The following is a 23,192-nucleotide window of genomic DNA, read 5'->3' as shown; positions in this document are numbered from 1 at the left end:
GCCAGACTGTCCTCCGGAGTGGAGAACGGACAAACCGGGACGCGTCATGGCGCCTGTCCGGGCTGTCATCCGGTTGCTCTGAACGTGAAGACTTCACGTTACGTCAACCATAATCGCGTCATGCGACGGGTAGCGGAATATGGGCAAGATAGGCACGGAAGCTTAATATTTCGCCAAAAATCCGGTGGTTTAGGCAAATGTGGCGGAAATGGGCGAAGGCATATCATCATATTCGCAACAACTGAATTGATTTGGTTTTTGCCCGAATTTTAGCCGAAAAGCGCCCCCCGAAGGTTAGCGGTTGCATAAAAGAAATGCCGATGCTTTACAGATGGGCATCAACGGCGACGCAGACCGGTCGAGGCTGCAGAATCGCCGGCTTGCATAAAGACGGCGGCCAGAACGGACCTGAAAAAATAATGCATTCCACCGCCAATTTTCGCGGCGCGATCTTCATGTGCCTGGCCATGGCAGGCTTTACCTGCAACGACGCCCTCGTGAAGTCCGTGACCGGGGTCATGAACAGCGGCCAGATCATGCTGGTACGCGGCTTCTTCACCTCCATCCTCGTCCTGTTGCTGGCGCGCCATTTCGGTGCCATGCGCTCCTTCCGGCTGGTCCTCTCGCCGGCGGTGGCAATGCGGATCGCGGCAGAGGTCGCCGCCTCCATCGCCTATATCAGTGCGCTCGGTCAGCTTCCGCTCGCCAATGCCTCCGCCATCCTGCAGGCCCTGCCGCTGGCGGTGACGCTCGGAGCCGCCCTGTTCCTGTCCGAGCCGGTCGGCTGGCGCCGGTGGTTGGCGATCCTCATCGGTTTTCTCGGCGTGCTGATCGTGCTTCGCCCCGGTCCGGATGGTTTCACCGGCGCCGCCTTGAGCGTCATTGCTTCCGTCGTCTTCGCCGCCATCCGCGATCTCTGCACCCGCAGGATCGATCACGCCATTCCGTCGCTGTTCATCTCGGTCATCACCGCGACGGTCATCACAGCCACAGGCGCCCTCATGATCGTGCCGCTCGGCGGCTGGCAGCCAATGTCGGCCGCAACAGTCGGCACGCTCGCCGCCGCCAGCATCCTGCTTCTGGTCGGCTATCAGTTCATCGTGCTCGCGATGCGCAACGGCGAAATCGGCATCATCGCCCCCTTCCGCTACACCAGCCTGATCTGGTCGATCGGCATCGGCATCCTGTTCTTTTCCGAAGAGCCGGATATCTGGATGGTGACCGGCGTCGCCATCATCGTCGCCTCGGGCCTCTATACATTCGCACGTGAAAGAAACCGACGCATGGCGACACCCGCGCAGGAATCGGAGCCGGCTTCGCCATGACCACTGGATATCCCGCAGCCGGACACTCCGACCATCTGCCCGGCGTCATCCTTGCCGGCGGCCGCTCGTCACGCATGGGCAGCGACAAGTCCGCACGCCTGCTTGGCGGCGTCTCGCTGCTGCAGCACGTGATCGAACGGTTTGCGCCGCAAACCTCCATTATCGGCGTCAACAGCAACATCATCGACAAGCTTGACTTTGCCCCGACCATCGCCGTCTTTGCCGATACGGTGCCGGGCCATGTCGGACCGATGGCCGGTGTGCTGGCGGCCATGCGCCAAGCGCGCGCCCAGACCCCGACGGCAAGCCATGTCGCGACCGTTCCGACCGACACGCCGTTCTTTCCCAGCGACCTCGTCGTCCGACTGCAGGCGGCGATCAGGGAGCCCGACGAGATCGCCGTGGCCTTCTCCGGCGAGACCATGCATCCGGTCTTTGCCCTGTGGCCCATTGCCCTCGCCGACGCTTTGGAGACATGGCTGATCACAGACGAAAAACGCCGGGTACGCAGTTTCATCGAACGTCACCCGATGGCCGCCGTCACCTTCGCGCCGCTCGACACCGCTGATGGACCGATCGATCCGTTTTTCAACATCAACACGCCGGCGGACCTGGAAACGGCCGAACGCTGGCTGCCCCTGATCCGGGAGAGTGAACGATGACCCTACCCGACGGGCAAGCGCCCAAGATCTTCGGCATTGCCGGCTGGAAGAATTCCGGCAAGACCGGCCTCGCCGTGCGTCTGGTCACGGAATTGACGGCGCGCGGCTATCGTGTCTCGACGGTCAAGCATGCCCATCACGACTTCGATATCGACAAGGTCGGCGCCGACAGTTTTCGCCACCGCGAAGCCGGTGCTCATGAAGTAACCATCGTGTCCGGCACGCGTTACGCGATCATGCACGAACTGCGCGGCGCGTCCGAGCCGAGCTTTGCGGAAATCCTTGCGCGTCTGGCGCCCTGCGACCTCGTGCTGATCGAAGGTTACAAGCGCGAACCGATCCCGAAGATCGAGGCCCGCCGGCTGGAATCGAAAAACCGTGAGCCGCTCGCCCCATCCGATCCGCACATCCTCGCCATCGCCGCCGATCATCCGGTGGAAGATACTGCGCTCGCAGTCTTCGATCTGGATGACACCAAGGCGATCGCCGATTTCATCGAAACCACGACCGGCCTCGCTCGCAAAAGCCTGTAACCGCGCCGTCAGTTGACGGTATCATCGCTGCCATCTTCCGTCGCGTCGTCGAGACGGACGAATTCAAAGCCCTTGGCCTTGAGGTCAAGGATGCCCCTGACCACGCCGACGCCGGCTTCATGGGTCGGCTGGTTGATATGGGCGATGATCACGTCGCCATCCTTCGCGCGGGCAATATGACGCTCGGCCTGGGCAGCCCCTAGCAGCGAACCACCGTCACCATTGATCGAGTAACCGGCAATGCGAAAACCCATCCGGCGGATCTGGCCGATCGCCGACAGGCTGTATTTCGCTGTCGCGCCGCGAAACCAGTGCGATGTCAATCCTTCTGCCGATATAGCCGCAGCCCCGCCCGCCACTTCGGCCTCGACGGCTGCGGGACTGCCTGCCGCCCCAATGCCGTAGATGGAAACGACTTGGTCGACGGCGGGCACATGCATCGCACCGTGATTCTCGATCTCGAACAGGTTCGGCCGCGCCTTCAGCCGGGCGAGCGTCGCGCCGTTTCGCTTCAGCCAGCGGGCGGTGACAAAAATCGTCGCGGGGATATTGTTGTCGATCAGCGTCGACAGGATGCGCTCGTCGGTCTTGCCGCTGCAAGCGTCGAAGGTCAGCGCCACACGCGGCTTGGCGCCTTCGGCCTTTTCATGCGCCTCGAGTTTCAGTTGCGGCTCCACCAGCCGGGTCTTGGCAGCGGAAACCGAACCGGCGGAAACGGCCAGTGCGAGGGCGGCAAGGATGGTTTTCATGGACGTCTCGAAGATCGATATCGGCAAGGGCTGCCGGAAGGGATAGGAAGTCAAGCAAACGGCCCGGTGCAGAGCGCACCGGCCCGTTTGTAGTGGCGACCTTATGAGACGCCGAATGATGGCTAATTCTGGGCCACGGGCCGAACCAGCGGCGTCACGCGACGGATTGTCACGCGGCGGTTCTGCTGCTCGGCTTCCAGCGTGCGGACCTTGAGGAAGCGCTCTCCGTACCCCTGGGGCACCAGGTTTTCCGCGGGGATGTCATAAACTTCCGTCAGCAGCGAGGCGACCGATTCGGCCCGTTCGTCCGATAGCACCAGGTTCGGCTCGTCGCCACCGACAGCATCGGTATGGCCTTCGATGAAGAAGGTTTCACCCGGATCCTTTTCGATGACTTCGAGCATGGCGTCGGCGACCTTGCGCAGGGTTTTTGCCTGCGACAACGGAACTTCGGCACTGTTGGTCGCAAAGGTGATCGTATCCAGGTCGATACGGCGCACCTTGTCGCGGATACGGGCGGAGCTCCTCACCTCGTCGATCGTATAGGTCCGCTCGACCTGTTCCACCGGCGGTTCGGCCAGAAACTCATAGTAGTCGCGGTCCGGCTCGCTCGACGTGTCGATGATGTAATCCTCGACGGGAACCCGCAGACGCATCGGCGGCAGGTCCTCGCCGGCATCGAAAGCCGGCGGACGCGGGCCGCTATCGGCTTCCGGCGCATAGATCATCAGATATTCGCGGCCGGACGCATCGATGCGCGAGCGCTGGATGATGTCGCCATAGCGGTTGTAGATCGTCACGACGCGAATGCCGCCGGCACGCTCGATCGTTTCGCGCGACCGTCCACCGGACAGTTCTTCATAGTATGTCTCGGTCGCATTGCGGCGCAGACGCGGCCGGTCGTCGCCACGGACGATGATCTTGTCGCCGAAATCCAGCACCGTCCGATCGTCGCGCGTGTCGTCGATCCGTGGGCGGCGGCGATCATTGCCGGTGAAGGCATCGATCAGGTCGGGGATGTTGAATGCCGGCACATCATCGACCCGGCGGCCCTTTTCGCGTGTCGCGGCTTCGAGTTCATCACGGCTCGGCCGGCGATCCTTGCGGCCACGCTGGGCTTCCTCGTCGCTTTTCGGAACCTCGACATTCTGGTTCTCTTCGGTGCGGACACGTTCACGCTGCTTGCGCCGCTTCTCACGCGCACCGGTGTCACCGGAATTATCGGCTTCCTTGTCGCTGTCGAGCACAGCCGCGCCATTATCGACCGGCAACACCACCGTCTCGTCGGTCTTCGACGGATCACGGGCGATCTTCTGCTTTTCTTCCTTCGTGCGCGTATCCACGACCTTCGGGATCGGCTCACGGCGATCACGCGGTTTGCGGCCTTCCTGGTTGGCCTCGTCCTCGTCGGTGGCGGGACGCAATCCATCCTCGGTTACCGGCTGTTGGTCGTTTTGCTCGGCGTCGGCACGGGCCTTCTGTTCGGCACGGATACGCTTGCGCTCTTCGGCAGCCTTCTGGCTGGCCTTGTCATCGTTGGAAGGTTGTGCTTCCTCCGTCTGCTGTTGCTCTGCCTGCTGGCGCTTCTTGCGCTCGGCGCGAGCCTTGGCCTTTTCCTCGGCGGCCTTTGCCGCTTCGTCATCAGCAGAGGGCTGGGCTTCCTTTTGCTGTTGCTGTTCAGCCTGCTGGCGCTTCTTACGTTCGGCGCGAGCTTTGGCCTTTTCCTCGGCAGCCTTTGCCGCTTCGTCGTCGGCGGAAGGCTGCGCCTTCTCCTGCTGTTGCTGTTGCTGTTCAGCCTGCTGGCGCTTCTTGCGCTCGGCACGGCTCGGCTGCTCTTCTTCCGCTGGCTGGGCTTCCTGCTGCTGTTCCTGCTGTTGCTCTGCTTCCTGGCGCTTCTTGCGGCGCGGCTTTTCCTCCTGCGGCTGCGCCTCCCCAGCGGGCTGCGCTTCTTCCGCCGGTTGCTCGGCGCGCTGCTTGCGCTTCTTGCGCAGCAATTCCTCCGGCACCTGCTCACCGCCGCCATCCGCCTGCGCGGCGCCGTCTTCCTGCGCGACCTCGAACGGTTTCATCAGGCTGTCGGCGAGCGCCGGCTGGATGGCAATGGACATCGACAGCATCGGAAACGCCACGGTCGCGAAAAGTCTGGATCGGATAGTCATGTCTTCCTCCTTCAGAGGTCTGTTTCGTCGTATTCAACCGGCGGGACGACCCAGCCTTCTTTTCACCTACTCCTTGGGGGTAGACCCAAGCAGGCAAAAAAGGCGCACCGGTTCAAATCAGCCATCAACGATTAGCGAAACCTGTATTAACTCGGGATGAACGCTCCGTTCATCTGTCAGGGACATAGGCAGCCTTTTGCCGGAAGCCAGCCCGGGACGTGAAGATGTGCAGGGATTTCATCAGGCGGATATTGGTTTTCTGTTGATTTTTCCGATTAAAGCGTAGGAATATCCGCCCAACCCGCCACAACGATGGCAGGGATGAGGGCGCCCGCGAATAAGAAAGAAACCGGGCGCCAGCCAAACAGAGAGGATCAACATGCGTATTTCAAGACGTCTCGCCATGGCCGCTTCGGCAGCCGTTTTCGCGCTCATGGCCGGCACCGCCATGGCCGACGGCGAAAAGATCGTCATCGGGACGGAAGGCGCCTACCCGCCGTTCAACAATCTCGAAGCCGACGGAACCCTGACCGGCTTCGACATCGACATCGCCAAGGCGCTCTGCGTCGAAATGAAGGCTGAGTGCACCTTCGTGACCCAGGATTGGGACGGCATCATCCCGGCCCTACTGGCCAAGAAGTTCGACGCGATCGTTGCCTCGATGTCGATCACGCCGGAGCGCATGGAAAAGGTCGATTTCACCGAGAAGTACTACAACACCGGCCCGGCGATCGTCGTGCCGAAGGATTCGACCATCACCGACGCGACGGCCGAAGGGCTGGCCGGCAAGACGCTCGGCGCGCAGTCGTCGACGACCCACTCCAACTATGCCGAACACTTCTTCAAGGATGCCGAGCTCAAGCTGTACCCGACCCCGGACGAGTACAAGCTTGACGTGGCAAACGGCCGTGTCGATGCCGTCATCGACGACGTCGTCGTGCTGTCGTCCTGGCTGAAGACCGAAGACGGCGCCTGCTGCAAGCTGCTCAAGGCTCTGGCTCCCGATCCGGAGATCAACGGCGTCGGTGCCGGCATTGCCGTGCGCAAGGGCGACACCGAACTGAAGGGCAAGTTCGACGCCGCCATCAAGGCGATCCGCGAGAACGGCAAGTACAAGGAAATCAACGACAAGTACTTCGACTTCGACGTTTACGGCGGCTAATCTCCATCCGTCGCTAAAATACGATGGCGGAAGGCTTGCCCTTCCGCCATTTTTGCCGGACAAACATAATAACAAGAAACGAGCCTCAAGGCCGCGCAGGGGAAATCGGACATATGCAGGCTGCTTTCGCTGCCCTCTCTTCTTTTGTCTCGTGGTTTGATCCGTTCTGCGGGCCTGTGGGAATCTTCCAGCTTCTGTTATCGGATTCACTTCTGTCCTGCGGCGACGCTGGCTGGGGTGACGAGATCGCCTACGGCTTCATGATCACCGCGAGCCTTGCGATCTGCACGCTGCCGGTCGGCCTCTTCCTCGGCTTTTTCATTGCCCTTGCCAAACAGTCCGAGGAAAGATCGCTGCGGCTGGCCACCAACATCTACACCACCATCTTTCGCGGCCTGCCGGAGCTCCTGACGCTGTTCATCGTCTATTACGGCCTGCAGATCGTCGTGCAACAGGTCATGGCAGGCTTCGGCTATGAAGGTCCGGTAGAGATCAACACCTTCGTCGCCGGCATGATCGCGCTTGGCGTCGTCTTCTCAGCCTATTGTTCCGAAGTCCTGCTCTCCGCCTTCAAGGCCATCCCGCGCGGGCAGTATGAGGCCGGCGATGCGCTCGGTTTCCACCGTGGCCGGACCATGCGGCTGATCATCCTGCCGCAACTGGTGCGCATTGCCCTGCCCGGCCTCGGCAATCTGTGGATGGCGCTCTTGAAGGACACGGCGCTCGTCTCCATCATCGGCCTGCCGGACATCCTGCGCCAGACGGGCGTCGCGGCACGCGTCACCAAACACGCCTTCGAGTTCTTCTCGATGGCCTGCCTGCTCTTCCTGGTCCTTGCAATGGTCTCGTCCGTCGTCTTTTCCGCGCTCGAACGACATACCAAACGCTCGGAGGTCGGGCGATGAGCCACCGCGAAACCATGCTGCCGGCCCTGCCGCCACCGCCCGGGGCAATGCGGCGCACGTCTCTCTCCCACTATATCGGCATTGTCGCGCTCGGCTTCTGGCTGGCCGCTTCCGTCGGCATCTTTCTCTTTATCGTCCAAAGCTGGAGCCTCGAGAAGCTTGCCAAATACGGACCGAACTTCATTTCCGGACTTGGCGTCACGCTGACGCTGGTCAGCATCTCGATCGTGCTTGGCGGTATCCTGTCCCTGCCGATCGCCTATGGCCGGATGAGCAAGAACAAGATCCTGTCGTGGATCGCCTATATCTATGTCTACTTCTTCCGCGGCACGCCGCTGATCACCCAGCTCTTCCTGGTCTACTACGGCTTCGGCAGCTTCCGCCCCTATCTCGAGGCCATCGGCCTGTGGACCTTCTTCCGTGACGCCTGGTTCTGCGCGCTCCTGACCTTCACGCTGAATACCGCCGCCTACCAGGCCGAAATCCTGCGCGGTGCCATCGAAAGCGTGCCGCGCGGCCAGCACGAGGGCGCTGCAGCCCTTGGGCTGCACAAGCGCATCGCCTTCTTCAAGATCATCCTGCCGCAGGCGATGATCGTCGCACTGCGCCCCTATGGCAACGAGATCATCCTGATGATCAAGGGCTCGGCCATTGTCGCCATCGTCACCGTCTTCGACCTGATGGGCGAAACGCGGCGCGCCTTCTCGCGCACCTACGATTTCCAGATGTATCTCTGGGCCGCGATTCTCTATCTCATCATGGTGGAAATGCTGCGCAATCTCTGGGCCTGGATCGAACTTCGTCTCACCCGCCACCTGAAGCGTTGATGCCGGATTTGGCAGCACTCGCAGGAGAATACTGCCAATCCCTTGTAATCACGAAAATATTTTCGACACCTAAATCATCCGTTCACGCTTGATTAACCAATCGGGCGCTTCAATTGCAGGGACCATCATTGAGCAGAATGAGGTCCACATGACGAACGAACTGGAACTACAGCTCAAGGGCTACGGCCTGACGACGGCCCAGATCCTCTACCGCATGCCCGATCATCAAAGCTTCCTGCAAACCTATATCTGGCAGCACTACGATCTCGCGCCGCATTTTCCGGAAATGAAGAGCTTCCTGAAATTCTGGCAGGAGACGCTGGAAGGCCCCCTGCATTCCGTGCGCTACGTCCATCGCAAGCTGATCTCGGCCTCCGACTGGCGCGCGCTCAAGGGCGAGTTCATCATCAACTGACCGATCGCCAAGGCGTGCCAGCTAAGATCGCATGTCAGACATGCACCTCGCCATGCGCCAGTTCGCCCTCGCCCGGTTCCCTGTGAACCGCCGCATAGGCCATCACGGCATAGAAGACGGCGACCACGGCGATGACCAGCCAGCCGGGAACCGGACCGAGCGCTGCATTGGCGACGACCTCACGCAGCGAGGACACGGCACGCGGCGCCCCGCCCTCGGCCTGCAGCACCGGCGAGGAGATCTTCAGCGCCCAGGCGAGCGCCAGGATGAGGTACATCCAGCAATAATTGCGTCTGAGCCGTCGGCAGACGGCTTGGTGATAGCTCATCAGGAAGGCCGGGCGGCGCAGGCTGTCGGCGATAGGTGCCGCCCAGGTGGCCGTGGACGTCGCCTGCGGACAGAGCATCTGGGCAAAATAGCCGCGCTCGATCTGGCGCACACGGGCGCGGTAGACGTCGAAGAACCGGTAGCGCCGCGCCTCGATGAACAGGAGCAGCGTGATCAGCAGCATCGCGAACAGAAGCACGCCATGATGCGAGGATGGCGTTGAGAGGGAAACGGAGAGAAGCGCCGCGACCACAGTGATGGCCCAGTTCGACGTTCGGTCGATCCGGTCGCGCCAGCCCGCCATGCGTGCCATTTCGCCACGATAGTAGTGAATGAGCGCGGTGATCGTCTCCGACGAGGTCGCCGGCAAGGGTGGGCTCTTCGGTTCGGCATTGTCCTTCAAAAGCCCGAGCGGGCTGAATTCCGCAGCCATGGTCATTCCTCCGGATTTTGTTGTTTTCGACATCATGCGCCCGATTTCGCCTTGAAGAAACGATTTTCACGCCGCGAACGCCTGCAAAATCGGGTTTTCGCATTGCCAAACAAGAAGCAGAACCGTAAAGACGCGACCATGCAGAAGATCGATGAAGAAGCCCTCGCCGAAGCCTATAACCGCGCGCTTGCGCTGGAGAAATCCGGCGATATCGACGCGGCCGTGAAAGCCTATGAGGAGGTGCTCGCCATCGATCCCGACGATCATGGCGGGGCGGCCGTCCGCATCGCGTCGATGGGGCGTGGCGAAACGCCGGACAGGGCGCCGGACGCCTATGTCGCGACGCTGTTCGACCAGCATGCCGAAGTATTCGAGGATGTTCTCGTCGAGCAACTCGATTATCATGTGCCGCTTCTGGTGCGCCAGCGGCTGCAGGCGCTTGGCCTTGGGCCATTCGCCCGCGTGCTCGATCTCGGCTGCGGCACGGGGCTGACGGGTGGCGCGCTGCGCGACATGGCGGAGGATATCACCGGCATCGACCTGTCGGAAAACATGGTCGAGATCGCCCATGAAAAGGACCTCTACGAAACGCTCTACGTTGCCGAGGTCGTCGACTTCCTCGAGGACAATGACGACGAACCTTTCGACCTGATCACGGCAACCGACGTCCTGCCCTATCTCGGCGCTCTCGAAGCCCTGTTCTTCGGCGTCGCGGAAAACTTGAACCCCGGCGGCCTGCTGATCTTCTCCAGCGAAACCCTGCCCGACGAAATCTTTAACGGACGCACCTTCATGGTCGGCCCGCACCAGCGCTTCGCTCATGCGCAGTCCTATGTCCGCAACCGGTTGAACGCGATCGGCTTCGATGTCGTCGAACTGACGGATATCACCGTACGCATGGAGGACGGCCAGCCGATCGCCGGCCATCTGGTAATCGCGAAGTTGCGTTGAGGGCACCTGTCAGGCGTCGTGCGCCTCGGGGATGTCGTACCAGTCTCCCTTGAACTCCGTCAGGATGTTCTTGATGATCCGCTTTCCGGTATCGCCGTCGATAACGCCGGCTGACACCATCAAGAGGTCCGTGCCAATATTGTCCTTGAACAACCGGCTGCCGCAGGTCGCGCAAAAGCCACGGCGAGCCTTGTCCGAATAGCCCCACCATTGCAGCGTTCCGTCTGCCTCGAAACGCACGTCATTGCGCGGTGCGCCGATGACGGCCATGTAATTGCCATGCGCCTTGCGGCAATCGCCGCAATGGCAGCAGAAGACGCCTGCCGATTCCGCCGGAATGGAAAACTTGACGCCGCCGCAGCGGCAGGAAGCACTCAGTCGTTCAGCCATGGAAACGGTCCTCCGGGTCGGGAAATATGTGTCGAACGCCACATCCGCGGCGTTCATGGCAGAGACATACGGCGCAAGGACGCCGCTTCAAGCGCACCGCACCTGCAATCCGCCACAGCCTTCACATGCCGAAAGAGATTATTTCATCCAAATACAATCTTAAATAGACAATGCAACCATTTGATGCAGTCGATTTATGGACACTGATAAAATTCCGCTCTTACGTTGCAAACACAACTTAAGGGGGAAGTTCCATGAATACCTTTCTGACCTGGCTTACCGCAGCAGGCGGGATTTTCGGGCTCGTCGTCACGTTCATCGAAAATTTTCTCGGACTTGACGCAATCGCCCTGCTGCTGACGATCGTGACGCCCACGCTTCTGCTCTATGCGCGACATGAGGTCCGGCTTCGACGCCTGCGCTCGATCAAGGACTTTCTGCTGTCTTTCAGCACGAATGCCATCACGGCAGACGCGAAAACAGACGACCGGGAAACCGGTGCCGTCAACCGCACCGTCCCAATCCCCAATCTCAAACAGGTGGAAGTGGCCCGGACCGCCGCCAACACCCGGCTGACCAACAATCCGTCCTTTGAATTCGTGAAATCAAAGTACATTTCCGACCTGCAGGTCAAGGACCCCGCTGAGGGCAAGACCTTCAACCAGATGAACGACATCGAACAGATCGACTGGATCATCAAGAGCATCGGACGCTTCGGTTCTCGCAATGACTGGAAGATATCCCTGTCGGCCTTCGGCTTTGTGCTTCTTTGTTATTTTGGCTTCTCCGCCCTGCACCAGACGCTGATCTGCGGTTTGGGAGCCAACACCAGCAGTTGCCTCCAGCCGACGGTAGATGCAGCAGGAATCCAAACCGCCGAAACCTATGGCAATTGGGGCCAGCTTGCCGTGATCGGCTCCCTCGCATTTGCCGGTGCCTTCGTTGCGGCCATCCGGAATTTCGTTCGGTCGGTAGCGGTCTTTGACCTGTCACCATATACGTTCTTGCGGCATACGGCCGAGATTGTCGCCTCGGTCATCTTCACGATCGTCCTCTTCGCCGTGTTTCGCGACCCCATGAGCTATATCACCGACCTCGTCGCGAGGATCATGCCCGGTGCGACCACCGCCAACTCCGCGACAGCCGGTGCAGGCAATGCAACGGGAGAGCATATCCAGCCCATCTGGTTCGGCCTTGCTCCGCTTCTCGGCCTCATACCGCAAAGCGCGACCAAGTTCCTGCTGATCAAGTTCCAGTCGCTGATCAACTGGATCAAGACCACGGATGACCGTTTCATCAGCGTCACCAAGATCGTGTCGCTCGATATCATCGATGGGATCGACTACGAAACCCGCTTCCGGCTGGAGGAATGCGGCATCTACGACGTCCAGAACCTGGCAACCTACAACCCGATCATGCTGCATATCGAATCGCCCTATGGTATCTACCAGGTCTTCGACTGGATCGCGCAGGCGCAGCTCTGCCATATCCTCGGGCCGGAGAAGTTCCTGATCTTCCGGGAATTGAACATCCGCACGATTTTCGATCTCGAACGCGCGATCAACAGCAAATACTCGGTCACGGCATTCGACGAGATCTGCTCCGGCGTGCTTCTGGCCCCGACCAGCAGCATGCGTGAAACGGTGCGGATCAGCGTCACCAAACCCATTGCCGTCGATGATGGAAAGGCGGAGGCCATGGAAGCGGACGCCTTCTGCCTCTGGGCACGCAGGCGCATGGTCCGTGACAACGATTCGACCGCGACGCAACACGTCCTCAGATGGATCGCCGACGATCTCCACGTCCGTCGGCTTCGCCGGCTCTGGCTCGATATTTCCGCAAGCCTTGGAGTCGAATCCATTGCCCTGCCAGACGGCATCGATCCCGACGCGCAGGCGCAACAGGAGTAGAAAGAAAAAGAGGAACAGAAAGCCAGGGACGAACAGGAAGCGAAGGATGCGGAAGAAAGAACGAGAGCGGCTACTCCACCGGATCAACCTCCAGCACAGGTCAACGGACAATAAGTTCTCTTCAAAAAACGGTGCCGTCAAAGCGCCGTTTTCGCCATCGGCAACCACCTGGGATCCACCACTGCGACCCGTCGTCGAGGGAAAGGCTCTTCCCCGCCCAGCCATCATCGGCTAAGTCTCGGGCAGAGGAATTTCAGGAGTTTGGAATGGCAAAAGTCGCATTCATTGGTCTGGGCGTCATGGGATATGCGATGGCCGGGCATCTCAAGGTCAAGGGCGGTCACGAGCTCACGGTCTATAACCGTACCGCCGCCAAGGCCGGGCAATGGGTGGCTGAGTTCGGCGGACAGGCCGCCGCCACGCCCGCGCAAGCCGCCGACGGCGCCGAGTTCGTCTTCTGCTGCGTCGGCAATGACGACGACCTGCGCTCCGTCACCACCGGCAAGGACGGCGCGTTCGAGACCTTGAAGCCCGGCGCCATCTTCGTCGACAACACCACCGCCTCCGCGGAAGTCGCCCGCGAACTCGATGCCGCCGCCACGGCGCGCGGCGCCCATTTCATCGACGCCCCGGTCTCCGGCGGCCAGGCAGGTGCCGAAAATGGCGTCCTGACGGTGATGTGCGGCGGCGATCCCGAGGTCTTCGAGCGTGCGAGACCGGTCATCGACGCCTTTGCACGCATGGTTGGCCTGATGGGACCGGCCGGCAGCGGGCAATTGACGAAGATGGTCAACCAGATCTGCATTGCCGGCCTCGTCCAGGGGCTCGCCGAAGGCATCCATTTCGGCAAGAAAGCCGGGCTCGACATCGAGAATGTCATCGCGGTCATTTCCAAGGGTGCGGCCGGTTCCTGGCAGATGGAAAACCGCCACAAGACCATGAATGCCGGAAAATACGACTTCGGATTCGCCGTCGACTGGATGCGCAAGGACCTGGATATCGTCTTGACCGAGGCGCGCAACAATGGTGCGAGATTGCCGGTGACGGCGCTTGTCGACCAGTTCTATGCGGACGTGCAGGCAGCGGGCGGCAACCGGCTGGACACGTCTTCGCTGCTGTCGCGGCTGGAGAAGTAGAACGATACGACGTCAGGCTGCGCTGCTGGAACCGCAGCGGCGCAACCTGATTTTCGGCTTAATCTTCGCCCGACTTCGCCTGATCGATCTGCATGTAATCGAGCGGCAGCTGCGTCGTATACTTGATCTGTTCCATCGCGAAGGCAGACGAGACGTCACGGATTTCGATCTTGGCGATCATCCGCTTGTAGAAAGCGTCGTAAGCCGCGATATCCGGAACGACGACGCGCAGCAGATAATCCACATCGCCGCTCATGCGGTAGAACTCCACCACTTCCGGAAACTCGCCGACCACTTCGGAAAAACGCTTCAGCCATTCGATCGAATGGGTGTTGGTGCGGATCGACACGAAGACGGTGACCTTGGTGTTGACCTTGACCGGATCGAGCAACGCCACGCGGCCGCGAATGACGCCGTCCTCTTCCATCTTCTGGATCCGGCGCCAGCACGGTGTCGTCGACAGGCCGACCTTCTTGGCGAGGTCCGCCACCGCGAGTGTTGAATCCTCCTGCAGAAGACGCAGGATTTTGCGATCAAGACGATCCATAGAGAAGCCCCCTTCGAATAATATTCTCTCTATAGCGCGAAAAAAGATGCGCGAAAGAAAATTGTTTCAGGATAACAGATTTTTTATCCGCTCCCGCAGGACCGGCAGAACCTCGGCCTCGAACCAGGGATTTTTCTTCAGCCAGCTGGTGTTGCGCCAGCTGGGATGCGGCAGGGCAAGAACCGCCTGCCCGGTATTTGATCCCAGATAGGTGCGCCAGTTGCGCACCGTCCCGGTCATTGACGCCGCCTTTCGTTCCCCCAGATGCCAGGCCTGCGCATATTGGCCGATCGCCAGTACCAGCTCGACTTGCGGCATGGCGTCGATCACCGGCTGCCTCCAGCGCGGTGCGCATTCCCGGCGCGGCGGCAGGTCGCTGCCATGGGCGTCATAGCCGGGAAAACAGAAGCCCATCGGCACGATGGCAAACAGGTCGCGATCGTAGAATTGCTCGCGCGTCACGCCGAGCCAGTCGCGCAGCCTGTTTCCCGACGCATCGTCGAACGGTAGCCCGCTCTCGTGGACGCGCAGCCCCGGCGCCTGCCCGGCAATCAGGATGCGCGCCTTCGACGAGATCACCGCCACCGGCCGCGGTTCATGCGGCAATCGATATTCGGGCCCGCGCGCCGGCGCGTCCCGACAGATCCGGCAAGCGGCGATCGCCAGGCGCAAATCCTCCAACCGTTCGTCCTCAGCGTCAGTCATTCCAAATTCCCGCAATCCAGTCGCCAAGTCGCGACAGCATTATCCGCAACGTCCCAGTCGGCATATGTGGCAGTTCGTCCATTCCGCCATGGGTCCGCCGCCAGGTGTGCGGTGCATCGAACGTGCCGGCCCAGAGCCCCAGCCGATTGCGTTTCGCCATCTCCTCCTCCGCCTCGTATGCACCGAAGGCAACGGCATAGCCGCTGCCGACCATGGCGGCATTGAGATCGAGATCGCGAATCAGGCAGATGGCCAGAAGCCGACCGTAGCGGTCGCTACCATCAGCCGCGCAGGCGGCCCTGTCCTCGCCGATCAGCGCCTCCAGGTGATCCTTCGCCGCTCGACCGCAGGCCCATGGCTGGCCGTCGCGTTCGCAGACCTGGCGCAGTTCCGGCGCATCGATACCGACCAGCCGGATACGCTGACCGCCCATCACCAGCGTGTCGCCATCGACGACGCGTGCCTGTCCGCTCGGCGCCTCGCTGTTGCGCACGTCGAGACGAACCACGACAAGCCCGAGAAACAGGAAAATCAGCGCCGTCAGAAACAGGTCCCGGATGACGCGAGCGGTACGGTTCATGGTCTTTCCGGTGGCACTCCGGTGCCGGTTCACGTAACGGAAGGAGGGTGCAAAGACTTGCAAAAGCAGCAACTTCTTAAGGATTCGCCCTTAAACTTCAAGCGATTCAGTTCCAGCGTTTGAGATCATGAGCAAGGGCGTCAGCACCTCGACAGACAAGATCATCGTCGATAAATCGCGCAGCCATCGCAACACGGCTGTGTCGAAAGCCGTGCGCACGACCAGAGAACGCCTGCAATCGGGCCCCTCCAACGCGTCCGGCTTCGACAAGGAGATGCTGGCGCTGCACATCGAGGCGATGCTGCGGGGCGCGATCGGCATGCCTCTCTTCCTGTTCCTGATCACCGGTGTCGGTGTTTACCTTTCGGAGCGTACGACGCTCATCGCCTGGGCTATCATGGCGCTCTGCGTTCATTCGATCGGCATCCTGGTGGCACGCAAGGCCAAGAGCGATGACATCACGACCGAGCGGGTTTCCTACTGGCGCCGCCGCCTGCTGATCGTGCAGGCCGCTCTCGGCATCTCCTGGGCCGCCTTCATTCTGCAGGGTTGCGATAGCTGCGGCGAAGTGAATTTCGAATTCTACAAGGCCGCGGTGATCCTGATCGTGCTCGCGGCAACCGCCATGGGCACGTTTCTGCTGCGCAACGCCCTGCTTGTCACCTTTCTTCCGGTGATCGTGGCTCTTGCGGGCCTGACCATCAAATCGGCAAGCCCGGGATACATGGCGCTGACGGCCGTGTTGACGACCTCGCTGATCTTCCTGGTCTTCATGACCAACCGGATGCACCGCGCCAACGTCCACATCCTGTCCGTTCAGTCGGAAAAGGACGACCTGATCGCCGAACTGGAAGTCGCCAAATCCATGTCCGACGAGGCGCGCCGCCGCGCCGAAGAGGCCAACCTGGCAAAATCCCGTTTCCTCGCCTCGATGTCGCATGAATTGCGCACGCCGCTCAACGCCATCCTCGGCTTCTCCGAGGTCATGTCGACGGAAGTGCTCGGGCCGCTGAACAATCCAATCTACAAGGAATATACCGGCGATATCCACCGCTCGGGCCAGCACTTGCTCGATCTCATCAACGAAATCCTCGACCTCTCGCGCATCGAAGCCGGCAAATACGACCTGAACGAGGAGTCCGTCCATCTGGTCGAAATCACCGAGGATTGCATCGGCATGGTGCAACTGCGGGCGCGCACCAAGAACATCACCATCACCGAACAATTCGAACACGGCATGCCTGCCGTCTGGGTGGACGAGAAGTCGATGCGCCAGGTGACGCTCAACCTGCTCTCCAACGCGGTCAAGTTCACCTCCGCCGGCGGCGAGATTTCCGTGAAATGCGGATGGACGGCCGGCGGCGGCCAGTATCTGTCGATCAAGGACAACGGCCCCGGCATTCCCGAAGACGAAATCCCGGTCGTGCTCTCGGCCTTCGGCCAGGGCTCCATCGCCATCAAGAGCGCCGAACAGGGAACCGGCCTTGGCCTGCCGATCGTTCAGGCGATCCTCGCCAAGCACAATGGCGAATTCATCCTGCGCTCCAAGCTGCGCGAGGGCACCGAGGCCATCGCGATCCTGCCGTCGAAGCGCGTCCTGCAGAGCATCCCTGCCGTCGAGGACGCCCCGGCCATCGAACGCCGCAAGAAGAGTTTTGCTTAAATCCTTTTAATCCGCCAGCACATGGGCTGTGCCGTGCACCGAGATGCGCACGAAATCGCCCGGTTCCGGCAGTTCGAAACCGACGCAGCGGATCGACAGGAAATCCGGCATGGCGCGGTCCTTGCGGTCGAGCCGCACTAGAACCATGCAGTTGCCGCCACCGAACTCCACGTCGTCGACGCGGCCGAACGGGCTTTCCGGCTTCGTGCCCCTGGCTTGCGTGGTCAGCCGGATCTGCTCGGGCCGCAGCATGACCGTTGCCCTGCCCGCCCTGAGAGCGCCATCGACCTCCAGCGATCCCAGCGCGCAGTCGGCGCGGCCGTCATTGATGGTGGCATCGAGCAGGATCGCCTCGCCGAGAAATGTCGCCGTCTCGCGATCCGCCGGCCGCCGGTAGAGCGCGCGCGGCGGTCCGAACTGGACGAGCCGGCCTTGCCTCAGCACGGCCACCTGATCGGCAAAGGATAGCGCCTCGGCCTGGTCGTGGGTGACGAGGATCGCGGTCGTGCCGGAGGCTCGCAGGACTCGCGCCACGGTGCGCCGCATCGTATCGCGCAGCCCCGTGTCAAGCGCCGAGAAGGGCTCGTCGAGCAGCATCAGCCGCGGCTTCAACGCCAGCGCACGGGCGAGCGCCACGCGTTGCTGCTGGCCGCCGGACAGTTGGTGCGGCCGGCGCGTCGCCATGATGCCGTCGAGCTCCACCATGTCCATCAGTTCGGCGATGCGCTGCGCGCGGTCGGTGGCGTGCTTGTCCATCCCGAAGCCGATATTCCCGGCGACGGTCAGGTGCGGAAACAGCGCACCGTCTTGAGACACGATGCCGATACCGCGTTTGTGGGCCGGCACCAGCAGGCCGTCATCGGCCAGCGTCTTTCCGTCGAGCGTCAGCGATCCGCTGTCGGGCGTCTCGAAGCCGGCAATGACGCGCAACAGCGTTGTCTTGCCGGAACCGGAGGGACCGACGATCGCGGTTCGTCCGCCCCCCTTGATGCTCATCCCGATGGCGTCCAGCGCCACCGTCGCGCCATAGGATTTGCTGATGGCGTCGATCGTCAGAAACGTCATTGTCCGGTCGCCCGTCTGGATTGCACGTAGAGAAGATAGGTAAGCGGCAGCGAGAGAAGTACCATCATCACCGCATAGGGCGCTGCCGCCACATAGTCGATCTCTGATGTCAGCGACCAGAATTTCGTCGCCAGCGTCTCGACGCCGGTCGGCGACAGCATCAGCGTTGCCGTCAGTTCGTTGGTGATGCCGAGTGCCACCAGCGCGATACTGGCCGCCGCGCCGGGTGCGGAAAGCCGCATCGTCGTCTGACGCACCGCCTGGAACGGCGTGCGGCCAAGCGCCATGGCAGCCCGCTCCAGTTCGACCGGCGCCTGCGCGATGCTGGTGCGCAGGCCGATCATGGCGCGCGGCAGGAACAACATGATGTAAGCGACGAACAAGGTCGCGAATGTCTGGTAGAGCGGCAAGACCAGCCGCACGGTGATCGTCACCAGCGCCAGCGCCACGACCACGCCCGGCAGCGAACCGACATAATAGTGGCAGGCCTCGAAGACCCGCTGTAGCCGGCCGGGCGCCCTGACCGACAGCCAGGCCATCGGCGCGGCCGCGATCGTCGCCAGCACGCCGCCGGCAATCGCCAGGATGACAGTCTGGAGAAAGGCATTGCCGACGAGATCCACCCGCCAGATCTCCGTTCCGCCGATATAGAGCCAACGGGTGAGCGTAAAGAAGGGCACGCCGAGCGCGAGCGCCGCGACTGCGACATTCAGCACCAGCGCTGGAACCGCGAGCCAACCGAGGACACGCTTGTCGGCCGGACGCGCGGCACCGGAGCCGACACGTGCGTACCGTTCGCGGCCGCGCAGGATCGCCTCGATGATCAGCAGCAGCAGGCAGCACGCCACCAGCACGCCGGCCAGCATGTTGGCCGCCGGTCCGTTGAAGGCCGACTGGAACTGGTCGACGATGGCGGTCGAAAACGTGTCGAAACGGATCATCACGTAAAGGCCGTATTCGGCCAGAAGATGCAGCCCGACCAGGAGCGAACCCCCGCAGATGGCCAGCCGCAATTGCGGCAGGATCGCCCGGAAAAAGACCTGCCGCGGATTGAGCCCGAGCGAAGCCGCCGCATCTTCGATCGCAGGGTCGAGCCGCCGCAACTGTGCGGCGACCGGCAGGTAGAGAAAGGGAAAATAGGCGAGCACCGAAACCAGCACGCCACCGGTCAGCCCATGCAAACCGGGCACGAGGCTCATCCAGGCATAGGAATGCACGAAGGCGGGCACAGCGAGCGGCGCGACCGCCAGCCAGGACCAGATGCGGGCGCCGGGAAGATCCGTCCGCTCCGTCAGCCAGGCGAGCGCCACGGACAAAACGACGGTGAGTGGCAGGGTGCAGATTTCCAGGAGTGCCGTATTGATCAGCAATTCGCCGACGCGTCCGCGAAAGACCAGCTTCGCCGCCGTTTCCCAGCCCGTCTGCACGGTGATGACGGCGATGAAGCCGAGCGGCACGAGACTGACGAGGGAAACCAGCGCCGCGACAACGGTGACCCAGAGATAGGGGACACGCGTCCTGCCACGGGCGGCGGTCAGCAACCGGCGCGCAGTGGAAGACAATTCGGCGGGAAACGCGTTGGCGCTCAAGGGGCTGCTTTCAAACGAAATCGACATTCGCAGCCGGCCTTCCAGGGAGCGACTGCGAATGTCCTTTATAGTCGAAGATCAAAAACTAAGCGGAGATTTCCGTTCAGGTTTACGATCGATCAAAGGCTGCCTATCACAGCAGACCGGCCGCCGTCATCAGGTCCGTGACTTTTGCGCTGTTGAGCGTGGCCGGATCGACCTTCGGATAGTGCAGGTCTGCCAGCGGCACCAGCGATGCGTTGGAGGCTTCACCGTTGCCGACAGCATATTCGAACGAAGTGCCGTCACGCAGGATGCCCTGCCCGCCCTTGCCCGTCACCCAGGCGAGAAATTTCTGGGCGTTTTCCTTGTGCTGGCTGGCGGCGAGCACGCCACCGCCGGAAATGCTGACGAAAGCGCCCGGGTCCTCGTTCTTGAAATAATGCAGCGCGACGTTCTTCGAGTTCTCTCCCGTCTTCGCCTGGTCGCCGAGATAATAGTAGTGATAGATCACGGCACCTTCGACTTCGCCGGCATTGACGGCCTTCATGGCTGTCGAGTTGCCCTTGTAGGCGGTAAAGTTCTCTTTCATTGCCTTCAGCCAGGACGCAGTTGCCTCTTCGCCCTTCAGCGCCAGAAGCGCGCTGACGATCGCCTGGAAATCGGCGCCCGACGGAGACGCGGCCCAGCGGCCCTTCCGGCTTGGATCGGCAAGATCCAGCAGCGACTTCGGCAGCTTGTCTTCGGTCAGCTTGGTCTTGTCATAGGCAAAGACGGTCGAGCGCGCGGCAACGCCCGTCCAGTGGCCGTTGGACGGACGGAAGTTTTCCGGTACCTGCGCCAGCGTCTCGGCCGCGACCGGCTCGAACAGGCCGGCACCATCCACCAGCGCCATGGCCGGCGAATTTTCGGTCAGGAAGACGTCGGCCGGCGATGCTGCACCTTCCTGGACGATCTGGTTGGCGAACTCCATGTCGGAGCCCTTGCGCAACGTTACCTTGATGCCGGTTTCCTTGGTGAAGGCTTCGGCCCAGGCGACGCCGAGGCTTTCATGCTGGGCATTGTAGACCACGATGCCGATATCGTCGTCGGCATGGGCGGCAGTCGCGCCCAGCACCAGCATCGACGCACCAATGAGTGTCGCCGACAGCGAGAAGGAACCGGCGGAACGCGGGAAGGAAATTTTCATGACAGCCTCTCAAAGTTTATCCAGACCCTGAATGTCCGGTGCAGCCGGTATATAATCATGATTTGAATAGTCAACTTTGATCGACCCATTCCGGCGCCCGACCCTCTCACATTATTTTGAGACTGTCAGAGGGAATAAGATCGCGACCTGGCTTTTCACCCTGTGCCCAAGGGTTTTTCCCGCGTCAGACGGCGAAGATGTTGGACAGGAACACGACGTAGATGGCGTACCCGCCATTGGCAAGGATCAGGCAAAGGCAGGCCAGCGATCCGAGATCCTTGGCGTTCCTGCCCATTTCGGAGATTTCAGGGGAAACACGATCGACGATTTCCTCGATCGCCGTGTTCAGCGCCTCGAAGGCAATCATCAGGAGGAAAAGCACCAGCATCGCGACATATTGAAACAGGTTCGCGCCGCTGATGACGAAAGCGATCATCGCGACGACAAAGGCGCCGAGTTCATGGCGAAACGCCGCTTCGCCCAGAAGACGTTTGGCGCCGCCGAAGGAATAGGTCGCGGCGGCCAAGAAATGCCGGATTCCCGTCAGCTTTTTTACCGGCTTTTCACTGCCCATGTCGCGATAGTTCCTGTCCGAATACATGCTTGCTCCGTCGCTCAGCCAAGTGCTGCAGGAAACACGCGATACTGACATCAGCCTGAATGCGCCGTGAACACGGACGATGCATGCGGCAGTTGATAGACAATGCCGCACCCGAATAGGGGAGAAGACAGGACCTATCAAGCCCCGGCACGACAGAACAACCCACAACGCCAGCGATTAACGGTGTCGGATGCATGATTCCCGCCGAATGACGAGACGTCAACTCTTGTTGCTGACACCGGCCTGCGCAAAAGTCGCCATGCCGGAATGGCAGGCGGCCGCCGCCTTGACGATACCGGCGGCAAGGGCAGCGCCGGTGCCTTCGCCCAGCCGCATGCCGAGCGCCAGCAGCGGCGTCTTGCCGAGCTTCTCGATCGCTGCCATGTGTCCGGGTTCCGCCGAGACATGACCGATCAGGCAATGATCGAGCGCGGCCGGATTGGCGGCCTTGAGGATGGCTGCGGCCGTTGTTGCGACGTAACCGTCGATGATGACCGGGATCTTCTGCATGCGCGCGGCAAGGATCGCGCCGGCCATGGCGGCGATCTCGCGGCCGCCGAGACGGCGCAGCACTTCGAGCGGGTCACCCAGATGATCGGCATGCAGCGCGACGGCCTTGTCTACGGCGGCGATCTTGCGGGCCAGCACCTCGCCCTGCGATCCCGTACCCGGCCCGACCCAGTCCTCGGCCGTGCCACCATAGAGCGCCAGGTTGATGGCGGCCGCGATCGTCGTGTTGCCGATGCCCATCTCGCCGATGCAGAGCAAGTCCGTGCCGCCAGCCACCGCTTCCATGCCGAAGGCCATGGTCGCGGCACAGTCGCGCTCGGAAAGGGCCGCCTCTTCGGTGATGTCGCCGGTCGGATATTCCAGCGCCAGATCGAAGACCTTCAACCCGAGATCGTGGCTGACGCAGATCTGGTTGATGGCAGCGCCGCCAGCTGCGAAATTCTCCACCATCTGCGCCGTCACCGACGGCGGGAATGGCGTGACGCCCTGTTTGGTGACGCCGTGATTGCCGGCGAAGATCGCCACCAGCGGCCGGTTGACCGCAGGCGCCCTGCCCGTCCAGGCCGCCAGCCAGAAGGCGATTTCCTCGAGCCGCCCGAGCGCGCCCGGCGGCTTGGTCAGTTGCGCATCGCGATCGCGCGCCGTCGCCAGAGCCGCGCCGTCGGGACCCGGCAGGTTGCGCAACAGTTCCCGGAAATCGTCGAACGGCAGGCCGCTGGCACTCATGATTCTATCCTTGTCTCGTCTCGTCGTCGGCGGGCGTCAGGCTCCGCGAAGGTGCTTCCTCATAGAGCGCGCCGGCAATTCCGGCAACGGCATTTGCGCCGCTTCGTGTCGCCGTCGCATGATCGGTTTGAAATCACCGATTCGCGGGCGCGAA

The 23,192-nt window shown here is 61.6% G+C and carries 23 protein-coding genes; 11 read left to right on the top strand and 12 right to left on the bottom strand.

What is annotated here, in order from left to right; genetic code table 11:
* Positions 1-419 precede the first annotated feature (419 nt).
* Genes VL202_RS15170 through mobB form a run of 3 tightly spaced genes read left to right on the top strand, consistent with a single transcriptional unit; the run spans position 420 to position 2,520 of the window.
* Positions 420-1,325 carry a DMT family transporter gene (locus tag VL202_RS15170; protein WP_325464929.1) on the top strand — a complete coding sequence of 302 codons (906 nt, stop codon included), beginning with the start codon at positions 420-422 and terminating at the stop codon, positions 1,323-1,325.
* Positions 1,322-1,987 (top strand): molybdenum cofactor guanylyltransferase MobA, encoded by a 666-nt coding sequence (gene mobA, locus VL202_RS15165; RefSeq protein WP_325464928.1) that lies wholly within the window; start codon positions 1,322-1,324, stop codon positions 1,985-1,987. The genes VL202_RS15170 and mobA overlap by 4 nt, the downstream gene beginning before the upstream one ends.
* A complete protein-coding gene (mobB, locus tag VL202_RS15160) occupies positions 1,984-2,520 on the top strand; it encodes a molybdopterin-guanine dinucleotide biosynthesis protein B (protein WP_325464927.1) in 537 nt (178 codons plus the stop codon). Before mobA ends, mobB begins: the two co-directional genes overlap by 4 nt.
* 8 nt (positions 2,521-2,528) lie before the next feature.
* Here mobB and VL202_RS15155 read toward each other — a convergent pair whose 3' ends face one another.
* Entirely contained in the window at positions 2,529-3,269 is a 741-nt protein-coding gene (locus VL202_RS15155; RefSeq protein WP_325464926.1) for a polysaccharide deacetylase family protein, read from the bottom strand.
* A 122-nt stretch (positions 3,270-3,391) separates the two neighbouring features.
* Positions 3,392-5,428, bottom strand: a complete 2,037-nt coding sequence (locus VL202_RS15150; protein WP_325464925.1) for an OmpA family protein — start codon at positions 5,426-5,428, stop codon at positions 3,392-3,394.
* 379 nt (positions 5,429-5,807) lie between these two features.
* On the opposite strand from VL202_RS15150, the gene VL202_RS15145 reads away from it, so the two are divergent.
* The 4 genes from VL202_RS15145 to VL202_RS15130 all read left to right on the top strand — a co-directional run bounded on the left by VL202_RS15145 (position 5,808) and on the right by VL202_RS15130 (position 8,737).
* A complete protein-coding gene (locus tag VL202_RS15145; RefSeq protein WP_325464924.1) occupies positions 5,808-6,590 on the top strand; it encodes an ABC transporter substrate-binding protein in 783 nt (260 codons plus the stop codon).
* Positions 6,591-6,703: 113 nt separating this feature from the next.
* Complete coding sequence (locus VL202_RS15140) at positions 6,704-7,495, top strand: ABC transporter permease (protein ID WP_325464923.1); 792 nt, start codon at positions 6,704-6,706, stop codon at positions 7,493-7,495.
* On the top strand, positions 7,492-8,322 hold the full coding sequence (locus VL202_RS15135) for an ABC transporter permease (protein WP_325464922.1): 831 nt from the start codon (positions 7,492-7,494) through the stop codon (positions 8,320-8,322). Before VL202_RS15140 ends, VL202_RS15135 begins: the two co-directional genes overlap by 4 nt.
* Positions 8,323-8,470: 148 nt before the next feature.
* Complete coding sequence (locus tag VL202_RS15130) at positions 8,471-8,737, top strand: aspartate-semialdehyde dehydrogenase (protein ID WP_325464921.1); 267 nt, start codon at positions 8,471-8,473, stop codon at positions 8,735-8,737.
* Between the two features lie 34 nt (positions 8,738-8,771).
* Here VL202_RS15130 and VL202_RS15125 read toward each other — a convergent pair whose 3' ends face one another.
* Positions 8,772-9,497, bottom strand: coding sequence for a DUF2270 domain-containing protein (locus VL202_RS15125; RefSeq protein ID WP_325464920.1), 726 nt, complete (start codon positions 9,495-9,497; stop codon positions 8,772-8,774).
* Between the two features lie 138 nt (positions 9,498-9,635).
* Here VL202_RS15125 and VL202_RS15120 point away from each other — a divergent pair, with 138 nt between their 5' ends.
* Entirely contained in the window at positions 9,636-10,448 is an 813-nt protein-coding gene (locus tag VL202_RS15120; RefSeq protein ID WP_325464919.1) for a class I SAM-dependent methyltransferase, read from the top strand.
* A gap of 9 nt (positions 10,449-10,457) precedes the next feature.
* Here the strand turns inward: VL202_RS15120 and VL202_RS15115 are convergent, their stop codons facing one another.
* Positions 10,458-10,838: a GFA family protein gene (locus tag VL202_RS15115; RefSeq protein WP_325464918.1), complete on the bottom strand. Its 381-nt coding sequence runs from the start codon at positions 10,836-10,838 to the stop codon at positions 10,458-10,460.
* 254 nt (positions 10,839-11,092) lie between these two features.
* Between VL202_RS15115 and VL202_RS15110 the strand changes: the two genes are divergently transcribed.
* Together VL202_RS15110 and VL202_RS15105 are read left to right on the top strand one after the other, a co-directional pair.
* A complete protein-coding gene (locus VL202_RS15110) occupies positions 11,093-12,748 on the top strand; it encodes a hypothetical protein (protein ID WP_325464917.1) in 1,656 nt (551 codons plus the stop codon).
* Between the two features lie 131 nt (positions 12,749-12,879).
* Positions 12,880-13,884, top strand: coding sequence for an NAD(P)-dependent oxidoreductase (locus VL202_RS15105; protein ID WP_325464916.1), 1,005 nt, complete (start codon positions 12,880-12,882; stop codon positions 13,882-13,884).
* Positions 13,885-13,942: 58 nt separating this feature from the next.
* Here the strand turns inward: VL202_RS15105 and VL202_RS15100 are convergent, their stop codons facing one another.
* From VL202_RS15100 to VL202_RS15090, 3 genes are all read right to left on the bottom strand, one after another.
* Positions 13,943-14,431: an Lrp/AsnC family transcriptional regulator gene (locus VL202_RS15100; RefSeq protein WP_325464915.1), complete on the bottom strand. Its 489-nt coding sequence runs from the start codon at positions 14,429-14,431 to the stop codon at positions 13,943-13,945.
* A gap of 66 nt (positions 14,432-14,497) precedes the next feature.
* Positions 14,498-15,136: a uracil-DNA glycosylase family protein gene (locus VL202_RS15095; RefSeq protein ID WP_325464914.1), complete on the bottom strand. Its 639-nt coding sequence runs from the start codon at positions 15,134-15,136 to the stop codon at positions 14,498-14,500.
* Entirely contained in the window at positions 15,129-15,716 is a 588-nt protein-coding gene (locus VL202_RS15090; RefSeq protein ID WP_325464913.1) for a thermonuclease family protein, read from the bottom strand. The genes VL202_RS15095 and VL202_RS15090 overlap by 8 nt, the downstream gene beginning before the upstream one ends.
* Before the next feature lie 127 nt (positions 15,717-15,843).
* On the opposite strand from VL202_RS15090, the gene VL202_RS15085 reads away from it, so the two are divergent.
* Positions 15,844-17,379: a HAMP domain-containing sensor histidine kinase gene (locus tag VL202_RS15085; protein ID WP_325464912.1), complete on the top strand. Its 1,536-nt coding sequence runs from the start codon at positions 15,844-15,846 to the stop codon at positions 17,377-17,379.
* A 6-nt stretch (positions 17,380-17,385) separates the two neighbouring features.
* On the opposite strand, the gene VL202_RS15080 is transcribed toward VL202_RS15085, so the two are convergent.
* From VL202_RS15080 to cobT, 5 genes are all read right to left on the bottom strand, one after another.
* The gene (locus tag VL202_RS15080; protein WP_325464911.1) at positions 17,386-18,444 is read right to left on the bottom strand and encodes an ABC transporter ATP-binding protein; all 1,059 of its coding nucleotides are present in this window, start codon (positions 18,442-18,444) and stop codon (positions 17,386-17,388) included.
* On the bottom strand, positions 18,441-20,060 hold the full coding sequence (locus VL202_RS15075) for an iron ABC transporter permease (RefSeq protein ID WP_325464910.1): 1,620 nt from the start codon (positions 20,058-20,060) through the stop codon (positions 18,441-18,443). Before VL202_RS15075 ends, VL202_RS15080 begins: the two co-directional genes overlap by 4 nt.
* A gap of 106 nt (positions 20,061-20,166) precedes the next feature.
* Positions 20,167-21,201, bottom strand: coding sequence for an iron ABC transporter substrate-binding protein (locus tag VL202_RS15070; protein ID WP_325464909.1), 1,035 nt, complete (start codon positions 21,199-21,201; stop codon positions 20,167-20,169).
* A gap of 184 nt (positions 21,202-21,385) precedes the next feature.
* Positions 21,386-21,802 (bottom strand): diacylglycerol kinase, encoded by a 417-nt coding sequence (locus VL202_RS15065; protein WP_325464908.1) that lies wholly within the window; start codon positions 21,800-21,802, stop codon positions 21,386-21,388.
* Between the two features lie 219 nt (positions 21,803-22,021).
* Positions 22,022-23,038: a nicotinate-nucleotide--dimethylbenzimidazole phosphoribosyltransferase gene (gene cobT, locus VL202_RS15060; RefSeq protein WP_325464907.1), complete on the bottom strand. Its 1,017-nt coding sequence runs from the start codon at positions 23,036-23,038 to the stop codon at positions 22,022-22,024.
* Positions 23,039-23,192 lie beyond the last annotated feature (154 nt).

Source organism: Pararhizobium sp., assembly GCF_035497515.1.
GTDB lineage: Bacteria > Pseudomonadota > Alphaproteobacteria > Rhizobiales > Rhizobiaceae > Pararhizobium.
The sequence above is the reverse complement of the archived record's forward strand: the minus strand, read 5'-3'. Positions and strand labels throughout refer to the sequence as shown.

What these genes read in the sequence shown, in the direction of transcription:
- mobB (WP_325464927.1), top strand. Translation starts at nt 1,984, where the DNA reads ATGACCCTACCCGACGGGCAAGCGCCCAAGATCTTCGGCATTGCCGGC.
- VL202_RS15125 (WP_325464920.1), bottom strand. Translation starts at nt 9,497, where the DNA reads ATGGCTGCGGAATTCAGCCCGCTCGGGCTTTTGAAGGACAATGCCGAA.
- VL202_RS15130 (WP_325464921.1), top strand. Translation starts at nt 8,471, where the DNA reads ATGACGAACGAACTGGAACTACAGCTCAAGGGCTACGGCCTGACGACG.
- VL202_RS15080 (WP_325464911.1), bottom strand. Translation starts at nt 18,444, where the DNA reads ATGACGTTTCTGACGATCGACGCCATCAGCAAATCCTATGGCGCGACG.
- VL202_RS15135 (WP_325464922.1), top strand. Translation starts at nt 7,492, where the DNA reads ATGAGCCACCGCGAAACCATGCTGCCGGCCCTGCCGCCACCGCCCGGG.
- VL202_RS15090 (WP_325464913.1), bottom strand. Translation starts at nt 15,716, where the DNA reads ATGAACCGTACCGCTCGCGTCATCCGGGACCTGTTTCTGACGGCGCTG.
- VL202_RS15070 (WP_325464909.1), bottom strand. Translation starts at nt 21,201, where the DNA reads ATGAAAATTTCCTTCCCGCGTTCCGCCGGTTCCTTCTCGCTGTCGGCG.
- VL202_RS15140 (WP_325464923.1), top strand. Translation starts at nt 6,704, where the DNA reads ATGCAGGCTGCTTTCGCTGCCCTCTCTTCTTTTGTCTCGTGGTTTGAT.
- VL202_RS15145 (WP_325464924.1), top strand. Translation starts at nt 5,808, where the DNA reads ATGCGTATTTCAAGACGTCTCGCCATGGCCGCTTCGGCAGCCGTTTTC.
- VL202_RS15170 (WP_325464929.1), top strand. Translation starts at nt 420, where the DNA reads ATGCATTCCACCGCCAATTTTCGCGGCGCGATCTTCATGTGCCTGGCC.
- VL202_RS15115 (WP_325464918.1), bottom strand. Translation starts at nt 10,838, where the DNA reads ATGGCTGAACGACTGAGTGCTTCCTGCCGCTGCGGCGGCGTCAAGTTT.
- VL202_RS15110 (WP_325464917.1), top strand. Translation starts at nt 11,093, where the DNA reads ATGAATACCTTTCTGACCTGGCTTACCGCAGCAGGCGGGATTTTCGGG.
- VL202_RS15155 (WP_325464926.1), bottom strand. Translation starts at nt 3,269, where the DNA reads ATGAAAACCATCCTTGCCGCCCTCGCACTGGCCGTTTCCGCCGGTTCG.
- VL202_RS15095 (WP_325464914.1), bottom strand. Translation starts at nt 15,136, where the DNA reads ATGACTGACGCTGAGGACGAACGGTTGGAGGATTTGCGCCTGGCGATC.
- VL202_RS15085 (WP_325464912.1), top strand. Translation starts at nt 15,844, where the DNA reads ATGAGCAAGGGCGTCAGCACCTCGACAGACAAGATCATCGTCGATAAA.
- VL202_RS15100 (WP_325464915.1), bottom strand. Translation starts at nt 14,431, where the DNA reads ATGGATCGTCTTGATCGCAAAATCCTGCGTCTTCTGCAGGAGGATTCA.
- VL202_RS15075 (WP_325464910.1), bottom strand. Translation starts at nt 20,060, where the DNA reads ATGTCGATTTCGTTTGAAAGCAGCCCCTTGAGCGCCAACGCGTTTCCC.
- VL202_RS15120 (WP_325464919.1), top strand. Translation starts at nt 9,636, where the DNA reads ATGCAGAAGATCGATGAAGAAGCCCTCGCCGAAGCCTATAACCGCGCG.
- VL202_RS15065 (WP_325464908.1), bottom strand. Translation starts at nt 21,802, where the DNA reads ATGTATTCGGACAGGAACTATCGCGACATGGGCAGTGAAAAGCCGGTA.
- cobT (WP_325464907.1), bottom strand. Translation starts at nt 23,038, where the DNA reads ATGAGTGCCAGCGGCCTGCCGTTCGACGATTTCCGGGAACTGTTGCGC.
- VL202_RS15150 (WP_325464925.1), bottom strand. Translation starts at nt 5,428, where the DNA reads ATGACTATCCGATCCAGACTTTTCGCGACCGTGGCGTTTCCGATGCTG.
- mobA (WP_325464928.1), top strand. Translation starts at nt 1,322, where the DNA reads ATGACCACTGGATATCCCGCAGCCGGACACTCCGACCATCTGCCCGGC.